10 protein-coding genes are annotated in these 16,682 nt (G+C 59.6%); 1 reads left to right on the top strand and 9 read right to left on the bottom strand.

The features are described 5' to 3' along the window. Positions 1-254: 254 nt before the first annotated feature. Complete coding sequence (locus KF827_RS00155; RefSeq protein WP_290997801.1) at positions 255-1,466, bottom strand: amidohydrolase family protein; 1,212 nt, start codon at positions 1,464-1,466, stop codon at positions 255-257. 45 nt (positions 1,467-1,511) lie between these two features. Beyond that, complete coding sequence (locus KF827_RS00150) at positions 1,512-2,441, bottom strand: MBL fold metallo-hydrolase (protein ID WP_290997798.1); 930 nt, start codon at positions 2,439-2,441, stop codon at positions 1,512-1,514. A gap of 44 nt (positions 2,442-2,485) precedes the next feature. Between KF827_RS00150 and KF827_RS00145 the strand changes: the two genes are divergently transcribed. Next, a complete protein-coding gene (locus KF827_RS00145; protein WP_367273099.1) occupies positions 2,486-3,439 on the top strand; it encodes a LysR family transcriptional regulator in 954 nt (317 codons plus the stop codon). Positions 3,440-3,461: 22 nt separating this feature from the next. Here the strand turns inward: KF827_RS00145 and KF827_RS00140 are convergent, their stop codons facing one another. The 7 genes from KF827_RS00140 to KF827_RS00110 all read right to left on the bottom strand — a co-directional run bounded on the left by KF827_RS00140 (position 3,462) and on the right by KF827_RS00110 (position 16,673). After that, positions 3,462-5,282 carry an ABC transporter ATP-binding protein gene (locus tag KF827_RS00140; protein WP_290997792.1) on the bottom strand — a complete coding sequence of 607 codons (1,821 nt, stop codon included), beginning with the start codon at positions 5,280-5,282 and terminating at the stop codon, positions 3,462-3,464. Between the two features lies 1 nt (position 5,283). Then, positions 5,284-7,065 carry a gamma-glutamyltransferase family protein gene (locus KF827_RS00135; RefSeq protein WP_290997788.1) on the bottom strand — a complete coding sequence of 594 codons (1,782 nt, stop codon included), beginning with the start codon at positions 7,063-7,065 and terminating at the stop codon, positions 5,284-5,286. Between the two features lie 21 nt (positions 7,066-7,086). Further along, on the bottom strand, positions 7,087-7,941 hold the full coding sequence (locus KF827_RS00130) for an ABC transporter permease (RefSeq protein ID WP_290997785.1): 855 nt from the start codon (positions 7,939-7,941) through the stop codon (positions 7,087-7,089). An 11-nt stretch (positions 7,942-7,952) separates the two neighbouring features. Further along, a complete protein-coding gene (locus tag KF827_RS00125; RefSeq protein ID WP_290997782.1) occupies positions 7,953-8,900 on the bottom strand; it encodes an ABC transporter permease in 948 nt (315 codons plus the stop codon). Between the two features lie 145 nt (positions 8,901-9,045). Continuing rightward, positions 9,046-10,494 (bottom strand): ABC transporter substrate-binding protein, encoded by a 1,449-nt coding sequence (locus KF827_RS00120; RefSeq protein ID WP_290997779.1) that lies wholly within the window; start codon positions 10,492-10,494, stop codon positions 9,046-9,048. 65 nt (positions 10,495-10,559) lie between these two features. Next, positions 10,560-11,354, bottom strand: coding sequence for a FadR/GntR family transcriptional regulator (locus KF827_RS00115; RefSeq protein ID WP_290997776.1), 795 nt, complete (start codon positions 11,352-11,354; stop codon positions 10,560-10,562). A gap of 348 nt (positions 11,355-11,702) precedes the next feature. Further along, positions 11,703-16,673 carry a filamentous hemagglutinin N-terminal domain-containing protein gene (locus KF827_RS00110; RefSeq protein ID WP_290997773.1) on the bottom strand — a complete coding sequence of 1,657 codons (4,971 nt, stop codon included), beginning with the start codon at positions 16,671-16,673 and terminating at the stop codon, positions 11,703-11,705. Positions 16,674-16,682: the final 9 nt, after the last annotated feature.

The following is a 16,682-nucleotide window of genomic DNA, read 5'->3' as shown; positions in this document are numbered from 1 at the left end:
CCAATCAAGTCTGCATCATATATTCGCTATATATTCCGAAATATAAGGAAATATTCTATATGAACTATATTCATATATTGAGTGAAAACGTCGGAAAATGGCCGAAGCGGGCACCCACGCGACCCACTTATCAGCGATATTGTCCACCGAGGGCATCACGGCTGAAAAACCAGCCTGACCTTGCCGGCTTGCATGGCGGGGAATTCCTGCGGCTGATGCGGCCTAAGCAGCTTTAAACAGCCGCCAAGAATATCTCAGCCGAAACGCCTGAATGGCGGCTGACGCTCCAGCTCCATACCGGCCACCGGCGCACCGCCTTTGATCACAAGGCGGTGGTTCTCGGTTTCGGATGCGCAGGTGATATCGGTCAGCGGATCCCCACGCACGATCAACATGTCGGCGATAAAGCCCGGCGCAAGAGAACCGCGCGTGTCCAACCGCAGCAGCTCCGCCGCAATCGAGGTGCCGCTGCACAGCGCATCCACCGGACGCATGCCGCAGCCGACCATATGCGCCAGTTCCCGAGCATTCTTGCCATGCGGATTACAGATCGTGCCGGTATCCGCGCCCATGGCGATCTTGCCGCCGGCCTTGTAATACATGGCGACGGAGTCGCGCGCTTTGGCGGCAACCCGCCGCGCACGCTCCATCGATGCCGGCGGCACGGCTTCCGGGTTCAACAGAATCTGCTCGAGTGCGGCGAGCGTGGGCACCAGGTAGGTGCCCTTCTCCAGCATGATCCCGACAGCCTCATCGTTGAGAACGGTGCCATGCTCGATCGAGGTGACGCCGGCCCGCGCCGCATTGATAATGCCCTTGGTACCGATCGCATGCGCAGCGCTTGGGCGGCGGAACCGCTCCGCTTCGGTAACGCCCGCGATCAATTCCTCGACGGTATATTGCGGATCCTCGATATCGCTGCCCGGATGCAGCACCGCGCCGGTAGCCATCAGCTTGATGCAGTCGCAGCCGCGATAGATCTGTTCACGCACGGCGGTGATCACTTCCTGCGGGCCATCGGCAACCCGGCCTATCTTCCACTTCGTGCCGCCGGTCATGCAGATGACCTTGCCTGAAACGCGGATGAACGGGCCGAGGAAGCGGCCGGAATTGCAGGCATCCCGCACCGCGAATTCCACGAATTCCACGCCGCCGCAATCGCGCACCGAGGTGATGCCGCCCTGCAATGTTTTCTGCGCATTCTCCAACGCTTCCAGCGTGATCTTGCCGAAATCGAATTCGCGAGCAGCAGCGGCTTTGCCGTCGCCAGACATGGTCAGATGCACATGGCAATCGATCAGGCCCGGCATGAGCGTATCCCCGCCGAGATCGAATTTGGGGCCGCCATAGCCATCGAAATCGGGCTCCGGGCCGATCGCCCGGATAATCCCCTCCTCGACCAGCACTGCAAAGCCGACAGGGGCCGCATTCCGCCCATCGAAAATGCGCCCGTTTCTATACAGCATATCCGCAAGCCCCTTTAGCTGCAGCGATACCCGGCCGCGTATGGATCAGTGCGTGCCGGGCACCACACCGGTAACCTTGCAATCGGCATCGACATGGATGGTGTCGAAATGCCGCGGCACGATCACCTGCGCATTCGGCGATGCGGCATTCACTTCCGCCACGAAAGTATCCGCCTGCTTGAGCGCGGCATCCTGCGATGCGCCGTAAGGATAGGCCTGCACGTCCCAATGCGTGGCCACCACCACGGGCGGGTGGCCCAGGCGGCGTAAAAGGCGGCCGGTATAATCATAGATATGCAGGCGCGGCGCGGCGGCAGCGACCAGAACCATGGTCGTTTCGAGATCGTACAACTCGCGCTCGATATAATTCATCGAACCGAACATCAGGATGCGATGCTTGCCCCAGCGCAGGTAATAGCCCAACGTGCCGCCTTCGCAATACTGGCACATCTGCATCGGCACGGAGATGCCGCGCGGCACCACCCCTGATTCGAAATAGCGCTTTTCCAGCAGCGGCGAATGCAGGCTCGGCAGCACGCGCATGGAAAAGCCATCGAACTGATAATCCTCGCCGCCCTTGACGGTGATCAACTGATGGTTCGCCACGCCATTGGCGCGTGCGATGTTGGTCGTGCTCTCCGTACCCATCACCAAGGATTTATATTTCTTGGCGATGTGCGGCATATCCATGCAGTGATTGAAATGCGAATGCGAATGCACGATCAAATCCGCGCCATGGATATGCTTGTCGATCAGCGCGGTTTCGGAAGGCAGTGCATCCGTATCGAGAAAAACCGGCCGATTGTCGCCAGGCGCCGTCGGCGAATCCGCAGCCCCCAGGAAGCGACCGGAATACCGTAGACGCGTGAAATACGGATCGAGAAGGATCGTGGTCTTCCCGTCGGTAATCCGCCAAGCCGCAGCCCCGTAATGGGTCAATTGCAGACTGACATCCTGCTGATCACTCACACTCATACTACCCTCCTGCTGACTAGCCAGTCTTGCGTCGCACATGCTATATGACAAATACAGTTTTTTACCAAATTGATATAAGAAATATATCGATGACCATTGATCTACGCCAAATTCGGCAGTTTGTCGCCGTTGCGGAGGAACTGAGCTTCCGCAATGCCGCAATCCGGCTGAACATGTCTCAGCCACCCCTGAGCACCGCGATCCGCCTGCTGGAGCAGGAACTCGGCGAAACCCTGCTTGACCGCAACAGCCGCAGCGTGCGCCTCACCCAGGTGGGCGAGGTTTTTCTGCGCGAAGCCCGGCGAACCCTGGCGCAAGCAGAGCATGCCATCAATCTCGCCCGCCGCACCGGCGATGGCATTGTCGGCAGCCTGCGCATCACTTTCGTTGCCAGCGCAGCACTCGGGATATTGCCTCAGCTGGTACGGCGCTTCCGCAATCAGCATCCCGAAGCCGCAATCAGCCTCGATAGCGACACCACAGGCAGCCAGATCGCTGCCCTGCGGCACGGCCGATCGGATATCGCATTGGTGGTGGTTCCCCTGCAGGACCGGTCCGGCATCGAACTGATTCCCTTTCGTCAGGAAAGGATGATGCTTGCCGTGCCGCACGATCATTGGCTTGCGAAACATGAAACAGTAGAGATCGGTCGGCTTACCGAGGAAACTTTCGTAACCTTTCCCTTTTCGGAGGGCCCAGGCTTCGAAAGCCAGTTTCTCTCCGCCTGCCAGCGGGCAGGCTTTTCACCGACCATACGGCAGGAAGTGTCGCAGATGCTGACCAAGATCATGCTGGTTGCCACAGGGGTGGGCATCGCGCTTGTGCCGGCCGCCTTCAGCAGCGTTCCAATGCCGGACGTAGTGTTTCTTCCCATTCTGGAACATGGCAAGCCGCTGGTCTACGACATGGCGTTTGCCATGCCCGAACGGCACGACAACCCTCTGGTGAAACGCTTTCTGGAAACCGCCGCCGCCTTTGCCTTGCCGAAAGCGGAATGACCGCCCGAGGCTTGCAGATATTTCAAGCGCTCATCACCAGATGGCCCGGCATAACCTCGCTCCATTCTCGCTGCGGCGGTTCGTAGCCGAGCGGATGAATCGGATTTCGCAGCTCTTCGATGGGCTGACGCCGCCTTTCGCCACGACGGGCCGGATCCGGCACCGGCACGGCGGAAAGTAGCTTCTTCGTATAGGCATGCTGCGGATTGGTGAAAATCTGCTCGCGCGCACCGATTTCGACGATCTCGCCCATATACATCACCGCAACGCGGTGGCTCATACGCTCCACAACCGCCATATCATGGCTGATGAACAGCAAGGCAATGCCGTAACGCTCCTGCAAATCCATCAGCAGATTACAGACCTGCGCCTTGATCGAAACATCCAGCGCCGACACGCTTTCGTCGGCAACGATGAGCTTCGGCTTCAGGCCCAGCACACGAGCAATGGCCACGCGCTGGCGCTGGCCGCCGGAGAATTCATGCGGGTATCGCCCCAGCATGGCAGGATCCAGGCCAACCTGCCTGAGCAGTTCGGCTGCCATGTCCCGCGCACCTTTCCGGTCGACGATCTTGTGCTTCAGCAGCGGTTCCATGACGGTTTGAGCAATCGTCATGCGGGGATTGAGGCTGGAGAACGGATCCTGGAAAATCATCTGTCCGCTGCGGCGCAGCCCCAGCATCTCTGCATGGGCAAGGCCGCGCACATTCATACCATCCAGCAACACCTCGCCGGATTTGGGTTCGACCAACCGCAGGATGGCACGGCCGGTTGTGGATTTGCCGCAGCCGGATTCGCCGACCAGGCTCAAGGTCTCGCCCTTCAGCAGATCGAAGGAAACATTTTCCACGGCATGAACCACACCGGTCGGGCGACCGAAAATATCCGAACCCGATTTGAATCGCACCACCAGATTACGAACCGACAGCAGCGGACCGCCCCGCCCACTCACCTGGGAAGCGACCGGCGGCAAAGGCTTTATTTCCCCGGTCGTCGGATCTACTTCAGGAAACCGCAGCGGCTGCGCTTCACCCTGCATGGACCCGATGCGCGGCACGGCGGCCAGCAATGCCCGCGTATAGGGATGGGTACCGCGTGCAAAGATATTTTCCGTCGTACCCGCTTCCACCTGCGCACCGCGCAGCATCACCAGGGTACGATCCGCGATCTCGGCAACCACGCCCATATCATGCGTGATGAACAGCATCGCCATCTGCTCTTCGCGCTGCAATTCCTTGATCAGATCGAGGATCTGCCCTTGGATCGTCACATCGAGTGCTGTTGTCGGCTCGTCAGCGATCAACAAGCGTGGGCGTGCCGCAAGCGCCATGGCGATCATGATGCGTTGGCGCATGCCGCCAGAGAACTGATGCGGATATTCGTCGATCCGAGTGACGGCATTGGGAATACGTACGCGATCCATCATCGCAAGTGCCGCCTTGCGCGCCTCAGCCTTCGAAAGCCCCTTATGGCGCATCAGCACCTCGCCGATCTGGCGCCCAACGGTGAAAACCGGATTGAGCGACGTCATCGGCTCCTGAAAGATCATCGAGACATCGCGCCCACGTACAAGGCACATATCGGCCTCGGAAAGCGTGAGCAATTCACGTCCGTCGAGTTTGATCGAGCCCTCCAGGCGCGAGCCGGCCGGATCGAGCAGCCGCATGATCGACATCGACGTAACGCTCTTGCCAGAGCCGCTTTCCCCCACGATCGCCAAGGTCTCGCCCGGAGCGATATCGAAGGAAATATTCTGCACGATGCTTTTCCACCCGCCATCGACGCGAAACGCGGTGGTGAGGTTTTTTACGGAAAGGACAGGTGCGCCCGCGTCTGCCGTCATCTCAGCGTCCCACTGCGTAAGCCTGCATCAGCCTTGGCGTTGCCGCCGCGCGGAGCAGACCGCCATCATCGCGCCGCGCCGCCGTCAGCCGCCCAATATCCCATTCCCCGGCAACGGTGAGATCATGGCCGCGCCGACGCAACTCGGCGATCACATCCGCGCCAATGCGCGATTCGATCATCAACCCGGCCGGAACCCGCGTGCGGGGGAAAAACGAACCCGGGAAATGCGTCGAATGGAATAGCGGTTGGTCGATTGTCGCCTGCAGGTTAAAGCCGTGATTGACATAACGCAGGAAGAAAACCAGCTGCCATTGATCCTGCTGATCGCCCCCCGGGGTACCGAAAGCAAGCCGGGGCTTGCCATCCTGCAAGGCGATGGACGGCGTAAGCGTGGTGCGCGGACGCTTGCCCGGCGCCAGCGAAGACGGCAGCCCTTCGGTCAGCCAGAACATCTGCGCCCGCGAATTGAGGCAGAAGCCAAGCTCCGGGATGATCGGCGAGCTTTGCAGCCAGCCGCCGGACGGCGTGGCCGAAACCATGTTGCCCCAGCGATCGATTACATCGATATGGACCGTATCGCCCTTGCGTTCGCTCAGATGCGCCATGGTCGGCTCATACACCGCACCGGAACCGAGCTGATCGAGCAGACCGAGCGTCAGGTCGCGCTGTGCCTCGAAACCCGCAATCCTGCCAGGCAGCAGATCCCGCGATGCCGTTGCGCCGATCAGCTTGCGCCGCTCAGCAGCATATTCGGCGCTCAACAGCGTATCCATCGGCACTTCGCTGAAAGCCGGATCGCCGTAATAAACCTCGCGGTCGGCATAGGCGAGTTTCATCGCTTCGGCTACGACATGCACGAAATCCGCGCCATTCGGATCCATCGCGGCAAGATCGATGCCCTCAAGGATTTTAAGTGCCTGCAGCAAAACCGGCCCCTGCCCCCAAGGCCCGGTCTTGGCAACGGTCCAATCCTTGTAGCCGCCGAATTGCGGCGCTTCCACCGTGGCCTTCCAATTGGCGAGGTCATCCGCGTTGAGCACGCCGCGATGCTTCTTGCCACTGGCATCCATCACTTCGGTGTTGCGCGCGAATTGATCGATCGCTTCGGCGATGAAGCCACGATAGAAGGCATCGCGGGCCGCTTCGATGCCGGCCTCGCGGTTCGGCTTCGCATCGGCCTCTTGCAACACCCTGGTCCAGGTCTGGGCGAGAACCGGATTGCAAAACAATGCACCAGGCTTCGGCAAGTTGCCGCCAGGCACCCAGGTAGCATACGAGGTCGGCCACTCCGCCTTGAAGAAATCGGCAAGACCGGCAATCGTCGATGCCACGCGATCGAGCATCGGATGGCCGTGTTCGGCATAATAGATTGCCGGCTCCAGCACGGTGCGCAGCGGCAGACTACCGTAATCACGCAGCATGAGCATCCAGGCATCGAATGAGCCGGGAATCACTGTAGAAAGCAACCCATCGCCCGGGATGAGATTAAGGCCCTCGGCGCGATAATGCGCGATAGTGGCCCCCGCAGGCGCGGGGCCTTGCCCGCAGATCACTTCGGTCTTGCCGGTTTTCGCGGAATGAATGATGGCCGGCAGATCGCCTGCCGGGCCATTCAGATGCGGCTCCAGAACCTGCAGCACGAAACCGGTGGCAACCGCGGCATCGAAAGCATTGCCGCCCAGTTCGAGCATGCGCATACCGACCGCGGAAGCGATCCAATGGGTGGAAGTGACGACGCCGAAGGTACCGACGATTTCAGGACGTGTTGTGAAAACTGTCATCTTGCGTTCGTTTGTGTTGCGTTAATTTTCGCGCGGGTCGAGAGCATCGCGCAGCCCATCGCCAAGCAGGTTGAAGCCGATTACCATGAGGAAGATCGCGGCTCCGGGCCACATCGCCATCCAGGGTGCCTGACTGAGGAAATTCTTCGCCGTACTGAGCATGGAGCCCCAACTGGCTTCCGGCGCCTGCTGCCCCAGGCCGAGAAACGAAAGGCTCGCTTCGGCAAGGATCGCCGTGGCCACGGTCAATGTGGCCTGCACAATAATCGGCGGCAGGATATTGGGCAGAATGTAGCGGCTCATGATCTCGATATGGCCAAGACCGACCGAGCGGGCACCCTCGATATACTCTTCGCTGCGCACGGCCAGAACCTGTCCACGCGTCAGCCTTATGAAGATGGGCACCGCCGAAAAGCCGATGGCGATCATCGCGTTGGTAAGGCTTGGGCCAAGAAAGGCCGCGAGCGCGATGGCCATGACCAGGAAGGGCAAGGCGAGCAATGCATCGGTGAAGCGCGAAATCACGACATCGATCCAGCCACCGAAATACCCGGAGATCAATCCAATCGGCACACCCAGTATTGCGGCGATGGCAACCGAGACCACACCGGCAAGCAACGAGGATTGCGCGCCCCAGATCATGCGCGAGAGGATATCCCGCCCCAGTTCGTCGGTGCCCATCCAATACATCGCCGAAGGCGGCTTACGTATCGCTGTCCAACTGGTTTGCAGGTAGTCGGCGATGGGCAAAACCGGCGCCAGCAGCGCCATTGCGGAAATGATCGAAACGATCACGAGGCCGGCAACGGCGGCGCGGTTGCGCCGGAATTTTTGCCAGCCGCGGCTACGCGTCTCTGTCGCGGGCGAGGCTATCACGCTCGATATCGTCATAGCGAGGCCCGGATGCGCGGATTGAAAACACCGTAAAGGATATCGGCGACGAGATTCACCAGCAGGAAACCGACCGCGGTGCACAGCACAACGCCTTGCACAACGGCATAGTCGCGGTTGAACACCGCATCGACGGTGAGCTTGCCAAAACCCGGGATGGCGAAAATCTGTTCGGTCAGCACCGCTCCGGCCATCAATTCGCCGAACAGAATTGCGGTCAGTGTGATGATCGGCAGGATCGCATTACGGAACGAATGGCTGAGAATCACTTCGCGGCTGGTGAGCCCCTTGGCGCGCGCGGTGCGGATATAATCCGATTTCAAAACCTCCAGCATTGCGGAGCGTGTATGCCGCATGATCGTTGCCGCCAGTGCAGTGCCCAGCACGAAGGATGGCATCAACATGGTTTTGATCGATCGGACGGGATCGCTGAAAAGCGGCTCATAACCCGATGCCGGCAACCAGCCGAGATTCACCGAAATCAGCAGAATCAACATGATGCCGAGCCAGAAATTCGGGATCGACATGCCGGATATCGCAACCAAATTGGCCAGCCAATCGAATACGGTGTTCTTGTAAACTGCGGCAATGATGCCTGTGGGAATACCCACGATCAGCGCGATGGCAATCGACATCAGCGCCAATTGCAGCGTAACCGGCAATTTCTCTACGATCAGGTCCAGAACAGGCTGGCTGGTGCGCAGCGATATACCGAAATCGCCGGTCAGAACCGCCCCCAGCCAGCGGGCATATTGCAACGGCAGCGGATCGTTCAGGTGATAATGTTCGCGCAGGAAATCCAGCGTCGCGGGGTCGCGGTCCTCGCCCGCCAGCGCCAATATCGGGTCGCCGGGCAGCAGTTTCTGCAACAGGAACACGATCACCGAAATGATGACCAATGTGGGCAGCGCAACCAGAATTCTTTTGCTGATATATGGAAGCATGTTTCGTCGTTGCCATTGGTCTAATGGCGACCGGCATGCCCCATTCTTGCCGAGGCATGCCTGCGCCCTTGAAAGGTTGCGACCGGGGCTTTCCCGGCCGCGCCCGCCTCACCCCTCGCGGCAAACCGCGAGGGGTGAAATCGGATTACTTCTTCAACGTCACGCCGCTGAGGCGGATCATACCATCGGGATAAAGCTCGAAACCCGTCACGCCCTTCTTCATACCGTAAACATACGATTCGTGAGCGAGATAGATAATCGGCAATTCATCCACAAGGGTAGCCGTGGCGGCATCGTAGAGCGCCTTGCGTTTATCATAATCGACCGTCGTGCGTGCCGCGTTCAATGCGGTATCGACATCCTTGTTGCAATACCGCATGTCGTTCAGGCCCGCGCCGCAGGTAATGAACTGATGGATGCTGCCATCGGGATCCGGGCGGCCGGACCAGTTCATACGGCTCAGTTCGTATTTCCCGGCCCGCTGTTCAGACAGCAGGGTGGCGAATTCGGTCGCACGCAGCTTCACATCGAAGCCGGCTTCGGCCGTCATCGCCTGGATGACCTGCATCATCTGGGTCACAACCGGATTATTCGGGTGCTGAAGTTCCACCTCGACACGCTTATGGCCGGCGGCAGCCAGCAGCGCTTTTGCACCCTTGATGTCGCGCTCTTCGACCGGGAATTTCTTGTTGTACCAGATGCTGCTCGGCGGGAAGGGCTGGTTGCCGGCACTCGCCTTACCATCGTAGACGATTTGGATCAGCGCCTTGCGGTCGATCGCCTTGGAGAAAGCCTGGCGTACGCGCTTATCCTGGCCGATCGGCGTCTTGGCACGGTCGCCGTTACCGACATTCACATAGATCGAGATGTAGCCAAGGCTGACCACATCCACCACCTTCAGATTCGGATCCGCCGTGGCAATGCCGGCATCGGTTGCTGCCATGCGTTCGATCAAATCCAGATCGCCCGAGCGCAGATTGGTAAGGCGCACGGTAGAATCCGGCAGCGGCAGGAAGGTCAGCTTGTCGAAATGATAATTCTTGGCATCCCGATGCTGAGGGAATTTTTCCAGCACGATGCGGTCCTGCTGGATGCGCTCGACGAAGCGGTAGGGACCGGAGCAAATCGGCTTGAGGGCGAGTTTCGCACCGGCCTCCTTTGCTGCCGTCGGCGAAACCATCATGCCGGCACGATCGGAAAACTGCGACAGCAGCGACGCATCGGGCTGCTTCAGCTTGATCGTGATCTGATAGGGACCAGTCACCTCAACGGTGTCGATGGAAGCCAGCTCCGACTTGCGAACGGATTCCGGCAAAGTTTTGCTGCGCATGATATTGTAGGCGGCAGCTTCTGCATTGAACGGCGTGCCATCATGGAAAACGGCATTGCTGACGAGGTTCATCACGAGCGTAAGGCCATCAGCCGACAATTTCCAGTCGGTGGCTAGCTGCGGCACGATCTGAACATCCTTGGAGATGTCGACAAGCTTATCGCACAGGCTGGTATAAACCAGGCGGCTGGCAAAGGTGCGCGACTGCGCCGGATCGAGCGCATCCGAATCGTCTTGCATGCCGATGCGGAGATCCACAGCCATTGCCGGCCCCGCAACGGCCAGTGCCAGAACGGCACCAAAGGCATATTTGTAAAATCCAAATTTTTTCATCTTTCTAGCGCTCCATTGATTTTGAGTTCAGGACCTTCGGTAGCAATTATCGCCGGGCCGATCGCATCATCGAGCGATGTCTGGCGTATCAGCAATTCCTGGATCATGAGCAAGTGCCGCCGCATCGCCTCGCCCGCCGATACCGGATCTCGCCTTGCTATGCATTCCACGATTTCCAGATGCTGGTGCGTTACGGCATCGGCCGTACGACCGACACTTCTGGCCCGCTCGCGGATCGCACGCCAGGCATCATCTTGACGCACCCGGTTCACCGCATCGAAGAGGGAGAGAAACAAGCGGTTTCCAGCGGCCTGCGCAATCAAACGGTGCAGCAGGCCATCCCAGAGCTCACGCTCGTCGAAATCGGTCAATTGACCGATTTTAACCGCCAGGGCACGCATGCGCGCCACATGCTCTGTCCGCGCTCGCATGGCAGCCAATTGCGCCAATTGCGGCTCAAGCCGCAACCGCACTTCCATGATCTCGATGAAATCGGTTCCCGAAGCATCGACGCGCTGGGGCCCCAGGCTGGCGGCCTGCCTGCCGAAAAAGGTTCCGGCACCCTGCCGGCGCGACACAACGCCCTCGGCTTCCAATGCTTCCAATGCCCGGCGTACTGCCCGGCGCCCTACGCCGAACAGCGCTGCGAACTGGCGTTCGGTAGGAAGTTTGCTATCCGGAGGGATGTCATTGGTTCGCAAATATTGGCGCAGACGATCAAGCGCGGCATCCGAATTGCCATCGCCTTCATCGAATTCCACCACAGAACTATTGCCGAGAACGCCGCCCATTTCGAACCAATTACCCCCATTGGTCCGAAGCTATCATTTCAAAAAAATCCAAGTCAAGCATCAAAAATTGATCACCTATTGCGCAAAATATAGGCTATTTGCGCATTTTCATACTTCCGATGGCATAGCATGCCGCGAACCTTTATTCGAACCAATTTTCTTTTACTTCTGCGTAAATTCTTTTTGCGTATTCCACTGATGCATCTCAGAGCATGGCGACCCGCATGGTCCATGACCCATGCAAGCAGACTTCATCCATTTCCATGTGGAATGGGTTTACCGATTCGAGGGGGAGGCCGTCGGGCTGCTAAGCCATATAGCGCCAGTGCCGGAAGCGGCAGCTTGCCGCTAAGCGCCCAGCGCCGAGAGATCCGCACTAGAGAAGCCAGCAGCCCGCAGATTCTCGACTGAATATCCGGCACTCAACAGACTAGCCGCCGAAGCCCCGCCTTGCCGCAGGGTTGCGGCCGAAAAACCCGCCTCACGCAGGGCGCTGGCGGAATAATTCGCCCGCAATGTTTCAATCGGGAAGCCCGCGGTACGCATTTCATTGGGCCCGAAACCCATCGAGCGAAGCTTGGCCGGGTTGATGCCTGCCTTCAGCAACTCATCCGCCGAGACGCGGCCATGGCGGGCATCCGCCACAATCACCGAGGCTGGAATGTCGCTGAGGCTAAGGCCGCTTTGCAGCATTTCGCTGGTGGAAAAACCCATCTGCTGCAATGCGGCGGGTGAAACGCCGGCTGCGCTCAGAGAGGCAAGAGAAACGCCGGCGGCGCGAAGCTCGGCTGCGTTCACTTTCGCAGTGGCCAGGGTCTGCAAATCCACATAGCCGATCTCAAGCATGTGCTTCAAGGAAACGCCGCTGTCGATAAGGTCGCGAACGCTCTTATTCTGCACCGCCAATACCTGGCGCGACAAAGTGTTATGCTGTTCGCGCGCAGCCTCTGCCATCTGCGCCATTCCGGCTTTCAGGCGATCCGTCTCCGAGGCAAGCGTATTTTTGATTTCTTCGCTCGCCTGATTAACCTTTTCATCTATCGCCGCTTTGGCAGCGGTTGCAAACTTATCGGTATTGGCCACTTCCTCCATGATTTTGGCCATCTGCTCGGCAGTCGCGTTGTTAAGCTGATCCTGCCATTTGCCGCTTTTCATATCTTCCATCTGCACCAGAAGGCCCGCATTCTCCTTCTGGAACTTCTCGACCATCGCAATGGCAAATTCCCCCTCGTTGCTGGCGCCGGTGTATTGCCAGATACCACGCTGGGCAAACATCGCTGCAGGCGATTGCACAATGGGCGGAGTCAGTGATTTCACATATGTGTTCGCCCAACCAAGCGCGCCTTTCAGCGGAGCGCCTGGAAGCCAATATATGACGGCCGTCATTGCAACATTCAAAGGATTGTCGTAGCGGTCTTGTCCATGCGCCGTGGCACGGAATTCTTCGCCGCGGCGAATGATTTCCTGAATGGCGGGGTAATTGGAGCGCTGTTCGGCCGAGAGCGCGGCGAATTCTGGCGTATCTATCGCGGCCAGAATTTCACCCAGCGATGCCTTGCTATAATCGATATCTGGCAAGGTTGGCCAGACAGCAGGCGGCGCCAGATTCTTTGCACGCTGCTCCATGGCCTGCGCCAGATACGCCGCCTTTTCATTGAACTCGACTTCCTTCGCACTCGGCGTCGTCGAAACCGTATTGAATGAGGCCGAGGCCGGCGGCGGCAGTTGATCCGTGGTGGTAGACACTTCAGCCACTACGGGGGCCGCCGGCGACGCTTGTGGCATGGCCGGTGGCGTTCGCGGCTCGGCCGGTTTTTCCACCGCAACCTCTACTGGCCTCGCCGGTTCCGGCAACGGAGCGAAGAAGGCATCAAGTTCCGCGGCCGGGAAACCGGCTTTAAGCAAGTCATCCGGCGCATATCCGGCATCGGCGAGATCGACGAGCGAATAACCGAGATCGCGCAAGGTGGATGCGGGGATGCCAGCACCGTGAAGATCGGCGACGGAATAGCCTGCGCCTACAATATTGCCCGGCGGAATCCCTTGCAGATCAAGCGCCGAGAAGCCCTCACGCCGCAATGCGGAAACCGGATAGCCTTGCTGCCAAAGATCGTCGACCGACCACCCTGATGCAACAAAATCCGAAGCAGTGAAACCGGCGGCACGCAGGTCTGCCAGGCCGTAACCGCTGGCTCTCAGATCACTCAGCGGTACGCCGGCAGACTTGAGTTCGGCCAGCGAATACCCCGCCGCGCCCAAATCCTTGATGCCATAACCAGCCGCCAACATATCGCCGATGCTGTATCCGGCTTCCTTCACATAGACCGGCGAGTAACGGCCGGCCTTGATATCGGCCAAGGGTATCCCGGCCGCACGCAGTTCCTCGACACTATAACCCGCCGCCCGCAAATTGCTGATCGAATAACCAAACTCTATTGCGGTGAGTGGGGATTCGCCCAGGCTGCGCAAATCCGCAAGTCTGGGCCGGCCATCGCTTGATATCGGCAATGAAACCGTTTGCACGGTGTTTTCAACATCGCGGCTGAGCGAGGCGCCATCGGTGGAGGCCTGGGTGCGCCGCGCCTGATCGGCCACGGAATTTCCAGAGCTTGAACCGCCGCTGCTGCTACTGCTGCTGCTAAAGCCGCCGACATCGGTGCCCGCGACACTGTAGGTGAAGCCGTTTCCGGTGGCCGGAAGGTTGCTGCAATTGACGCTTGGCGAACTGGAGCAGCTATAGCGCTCGAAGCCGGTTAATGCACCGCGCGTATCGTTCGCCGGATTGCTGGTGCGAACCAGCCAGCGGCCAGCGGTGGCATTGATGCTGCCGCCATTATTGGTGAAGCGGACGCCGGAAAGCGTGATCGCGGTGCCGCTGGCGCTGCTGCTGATCGAAGCGCCGTTATCCAATGTGATAGTGCCGTTGCTCATAATCCGCACAGGCGTGGTGAATGCCGTAAGCGTGCCGCCGATGGTGACGGCGCCAGAAGAGAACGTACCGATATTGAGCAATGTGGAGGTCTGAAAGCGGCGCAGTACGGCGTCGCTGATATTCAGCAATCCGGCCCCTGTGCCGATGCCGATGCTGCCCGGCAAGGTGGATGGGTAAATGGTTGCCTGCGTGCTGGCTGTCACCGTTGTGGTATTGCTGGCGCCAAGGCTGTCCGCGCGGATATTGATATTTGCCGCCTTCAGTGTGGTGGTATTTGTCGAATCGAGCTGGACATCACTGGCAGTGAGATTGACATAGCTGGTGGTTGGCGAGCTGCTCACGCCATCCCAGCCCAATGCCACGGTGGCGCCGCCATTCGGCGTGGAGAAGCCGATCTTGCCACCACTTGCCGTGAAGCCGATGCCGCCGCTGGTGGAGTAAATGGCGGTTTGCTGCGCGCCGCCTTCGAAGGAAATGCCATAAGCCGGGTTCGTGCTGGTGCCGGCCTGGGTGCCGGTTACGGTGATGGCTCCGCTGCCGGTGGATATTTCTGCGCCGCTACCGAAATTGATGCCAGAGCTGAAGGCGTTGGTGCCTCCGGTGCTGTCGCCGCCGATACCCGTCAGCTCGATCTGGCCGCTGCCGGTGGTGGAAATCTGCGAACCGCTGGCGATATCGATGCCGATGGCATTGGCGACATTATCGGCACCCTTGCCGCGCAGGTTCATCGATCCGCCGCCGGCATTGATGATACTGCCGTTGATGAACAAGCCACGCCCGCCATTGCTGCCGGCCACGCCTTGCGCAGTGCTGGATGTGCCGCCGCCGGTCATGTTCACGCCGCCGCCACGCGTGATGATCGAAGAATTGCTGCCGATATAGATGCCGCCGCTGGCACCGGCCTGGAACTGCACGGCCAGGGCATTGCTGCCCGAAGTAGCCGCTATGGATGTATTATCGGCCAACGATATGCCGCCATCCGCTTGCACCTTGAAGATCGTGCCGCCGACCGCCGTCACCGTTGGGGTGATGCTGGAATTGATGAACACATCGCCATTGCCCGCCGCGCAGGATGCGTAAGAACTGGGGCAACCGCTAGTGTTCAAAGTGACATTGGTGGTTGCCAGGGCTGTGCTGAGCGCGCTGGCACCGCTCACGCCGATGGTCAGATCGTTGGGATCAAGCAGCCATGTACCTGCCCGGCCATTGGCGGCGCTGGCATCCACTGCGGCGCCGTTGCCGATATCCAGCAGGATACCCGAGGTTTCGATAAAGCCGCCATCGCCGCTCAAACTGCCGCCGCGGGCCCGCGCCTGGCCGCTGAAGCGGGTATCCTGGCTGAAGAAGGTGATGCTGCCGCCATCGCCGTTCTGCCCAGCCGAAGCCGAGAATGTACTGCCGGCATTCACCACAAGCGAAGCACTGCCCCAGTTGCCGATGGCCATGCTGCCGCCAGCGCCCTGGTTGCCATCAGCGGTGACGCTTGCATCCGTCAGCGTGATGGCACCGCCGGCATTGGCCGTGATCGTGCCGCCGCTGGTGCCATTGGCGGAAACCGTGCCGCCGATAGTCAGCGCGCCGCTGGCCTCCAGCACGATCTCGCCGCCGCGCTCCACCAGGCTATCGGCCCGGATCACGCCGCTGGTATTGATGGCACCGCTGGTCAGCGTATCCAGCGCCTTGGCGGTGAGTATCACCCGACCACCCTCGGCCACCACCATGGCGCGGTTGTCTATCAGCGCTTGAACCGTCGCCGGCTCCACCTGCAGCGACAGATTCTGCCCGATCTGCATCACCACGGTTTCGCCAGCCGCCAGCGCCACACTGCCAAGCCGCGCGGAGATCAGCCCCTCATTGCGCAGGTCCGGCGCCAGCAGCGCGATATAGCCACGCTCAGTGGCAGTCAGGCTGCCCTGGTTGATGATCTGCCCGGTACTGCCATTGCGCTGAAAGCGATAGTTTTCGGCCATGAAATCGTCGTCGCGGATGCTCATGGTCGAGGCGACCAGGCCGCCGACATTGATCTGCGCATCGCGGCCAAACACGATGCCCGACGGATTGACCAGGAAAACCTGTCCATTGGCGGTGAGTTTACCCAGAATCTCCGAAACGCTGCCGCCGGTGACGCGGTTGAGCGTTGCGGCATTGCTGCTGGGCTGATTGAAATTGACCCAGGCTTGGCTACCGATATTGAAACTCTGCCAGTTGATGATGCCGCTCTGGGTGCTCTGCGTCACATCCATCCGGGCGCCGGATTGCGTGATCGTGGCAGTGCCGGCCACAACGCTGCCCCCGGTGGGCAACGCGTTCGTAGCCACCTGTGCCTGCGCAACCAACGGCAGCATCAGGGCGGAGCAGATGAGCAGCCAATGCTTAATCCTACGCATGCTCAAATC

Source organism: Ferrovibrio sp., from assembly GCF_019636075.1.
GTDB lineage: Bacteria > Pseudomonadota > Alphaproteobacteria > Ferrovibrionales > Ferrovibrionaceae > Ferrovibrio.
This window is presented reverse-complemented; position numbering and strand designations above follow the sequence as displayed.

Bases quoted from the DNA above. Each gene is read 5' to 3' on its own strand.
- KF827_RS00115 (WP_290997776.1), bottom strand. From the start codon at position 11,354: ATGGGCGGCGTTCTCGGCAATAGTTCTGTGGTGGAATTCGATGAAGGC.
- KF827_RS00125 (WP_290997782.1), bottom strand. From the start codon at position 8,900: ATGCTTCCATATATCAGCAAAAGAATTCTGGTTGCGCTGCCCACATTG.
- KF827_RS00135 (WP_290997788.1), bottom strand. From the start codon at position 7,065: ATGACAGTTTTCACAACACGTCCTGAAATCGTCGGTACCTTCGGCGTC.
- KF827_RS00120 (WP_290997779.1), bottom strand. From the start codon at position 10,494: ATGGCTGTGGATCTCCGCATCGGCATGCAAGACGATTCGGATGCGCTC.
- KF827_RS00140 (WP_290997792.1), bottom strand. From the start codon at position 5,282: ATGACGGCAGACGCGGGCGCACCTGTCCTTTCCGTAAAAAACCTCACC.
- KF827_RS00155 (WP_290997801.1), bottom strand. From the start codon at position 1,466: ATGCTGTATAGAAACGGGCGCATTTTCGATGGGCGGAATGCGGCCCCT.
- KF827_RS00110 (WP_290997773.1), bottom strand. From the start codon at position 16,673: ATGCGTAGGATTAAGCATTGGCTGCTCATCTGCTCCGCCCTGATGCTG.
- KF827_RS00145 (WP_367273099.1), top strand. From the start codon at position 2,486: ATGACAAATACAGTTTTTTACCAAATTGATATAAGAAATATATCGATG.
- KF827_RS00150 (WP_290997798.1), bottom strand. From the start codon at position 2,441: ATGAGTGTGAGTGATCAGCAGGATGTCAGTCTGCAATTGACCCATTAC.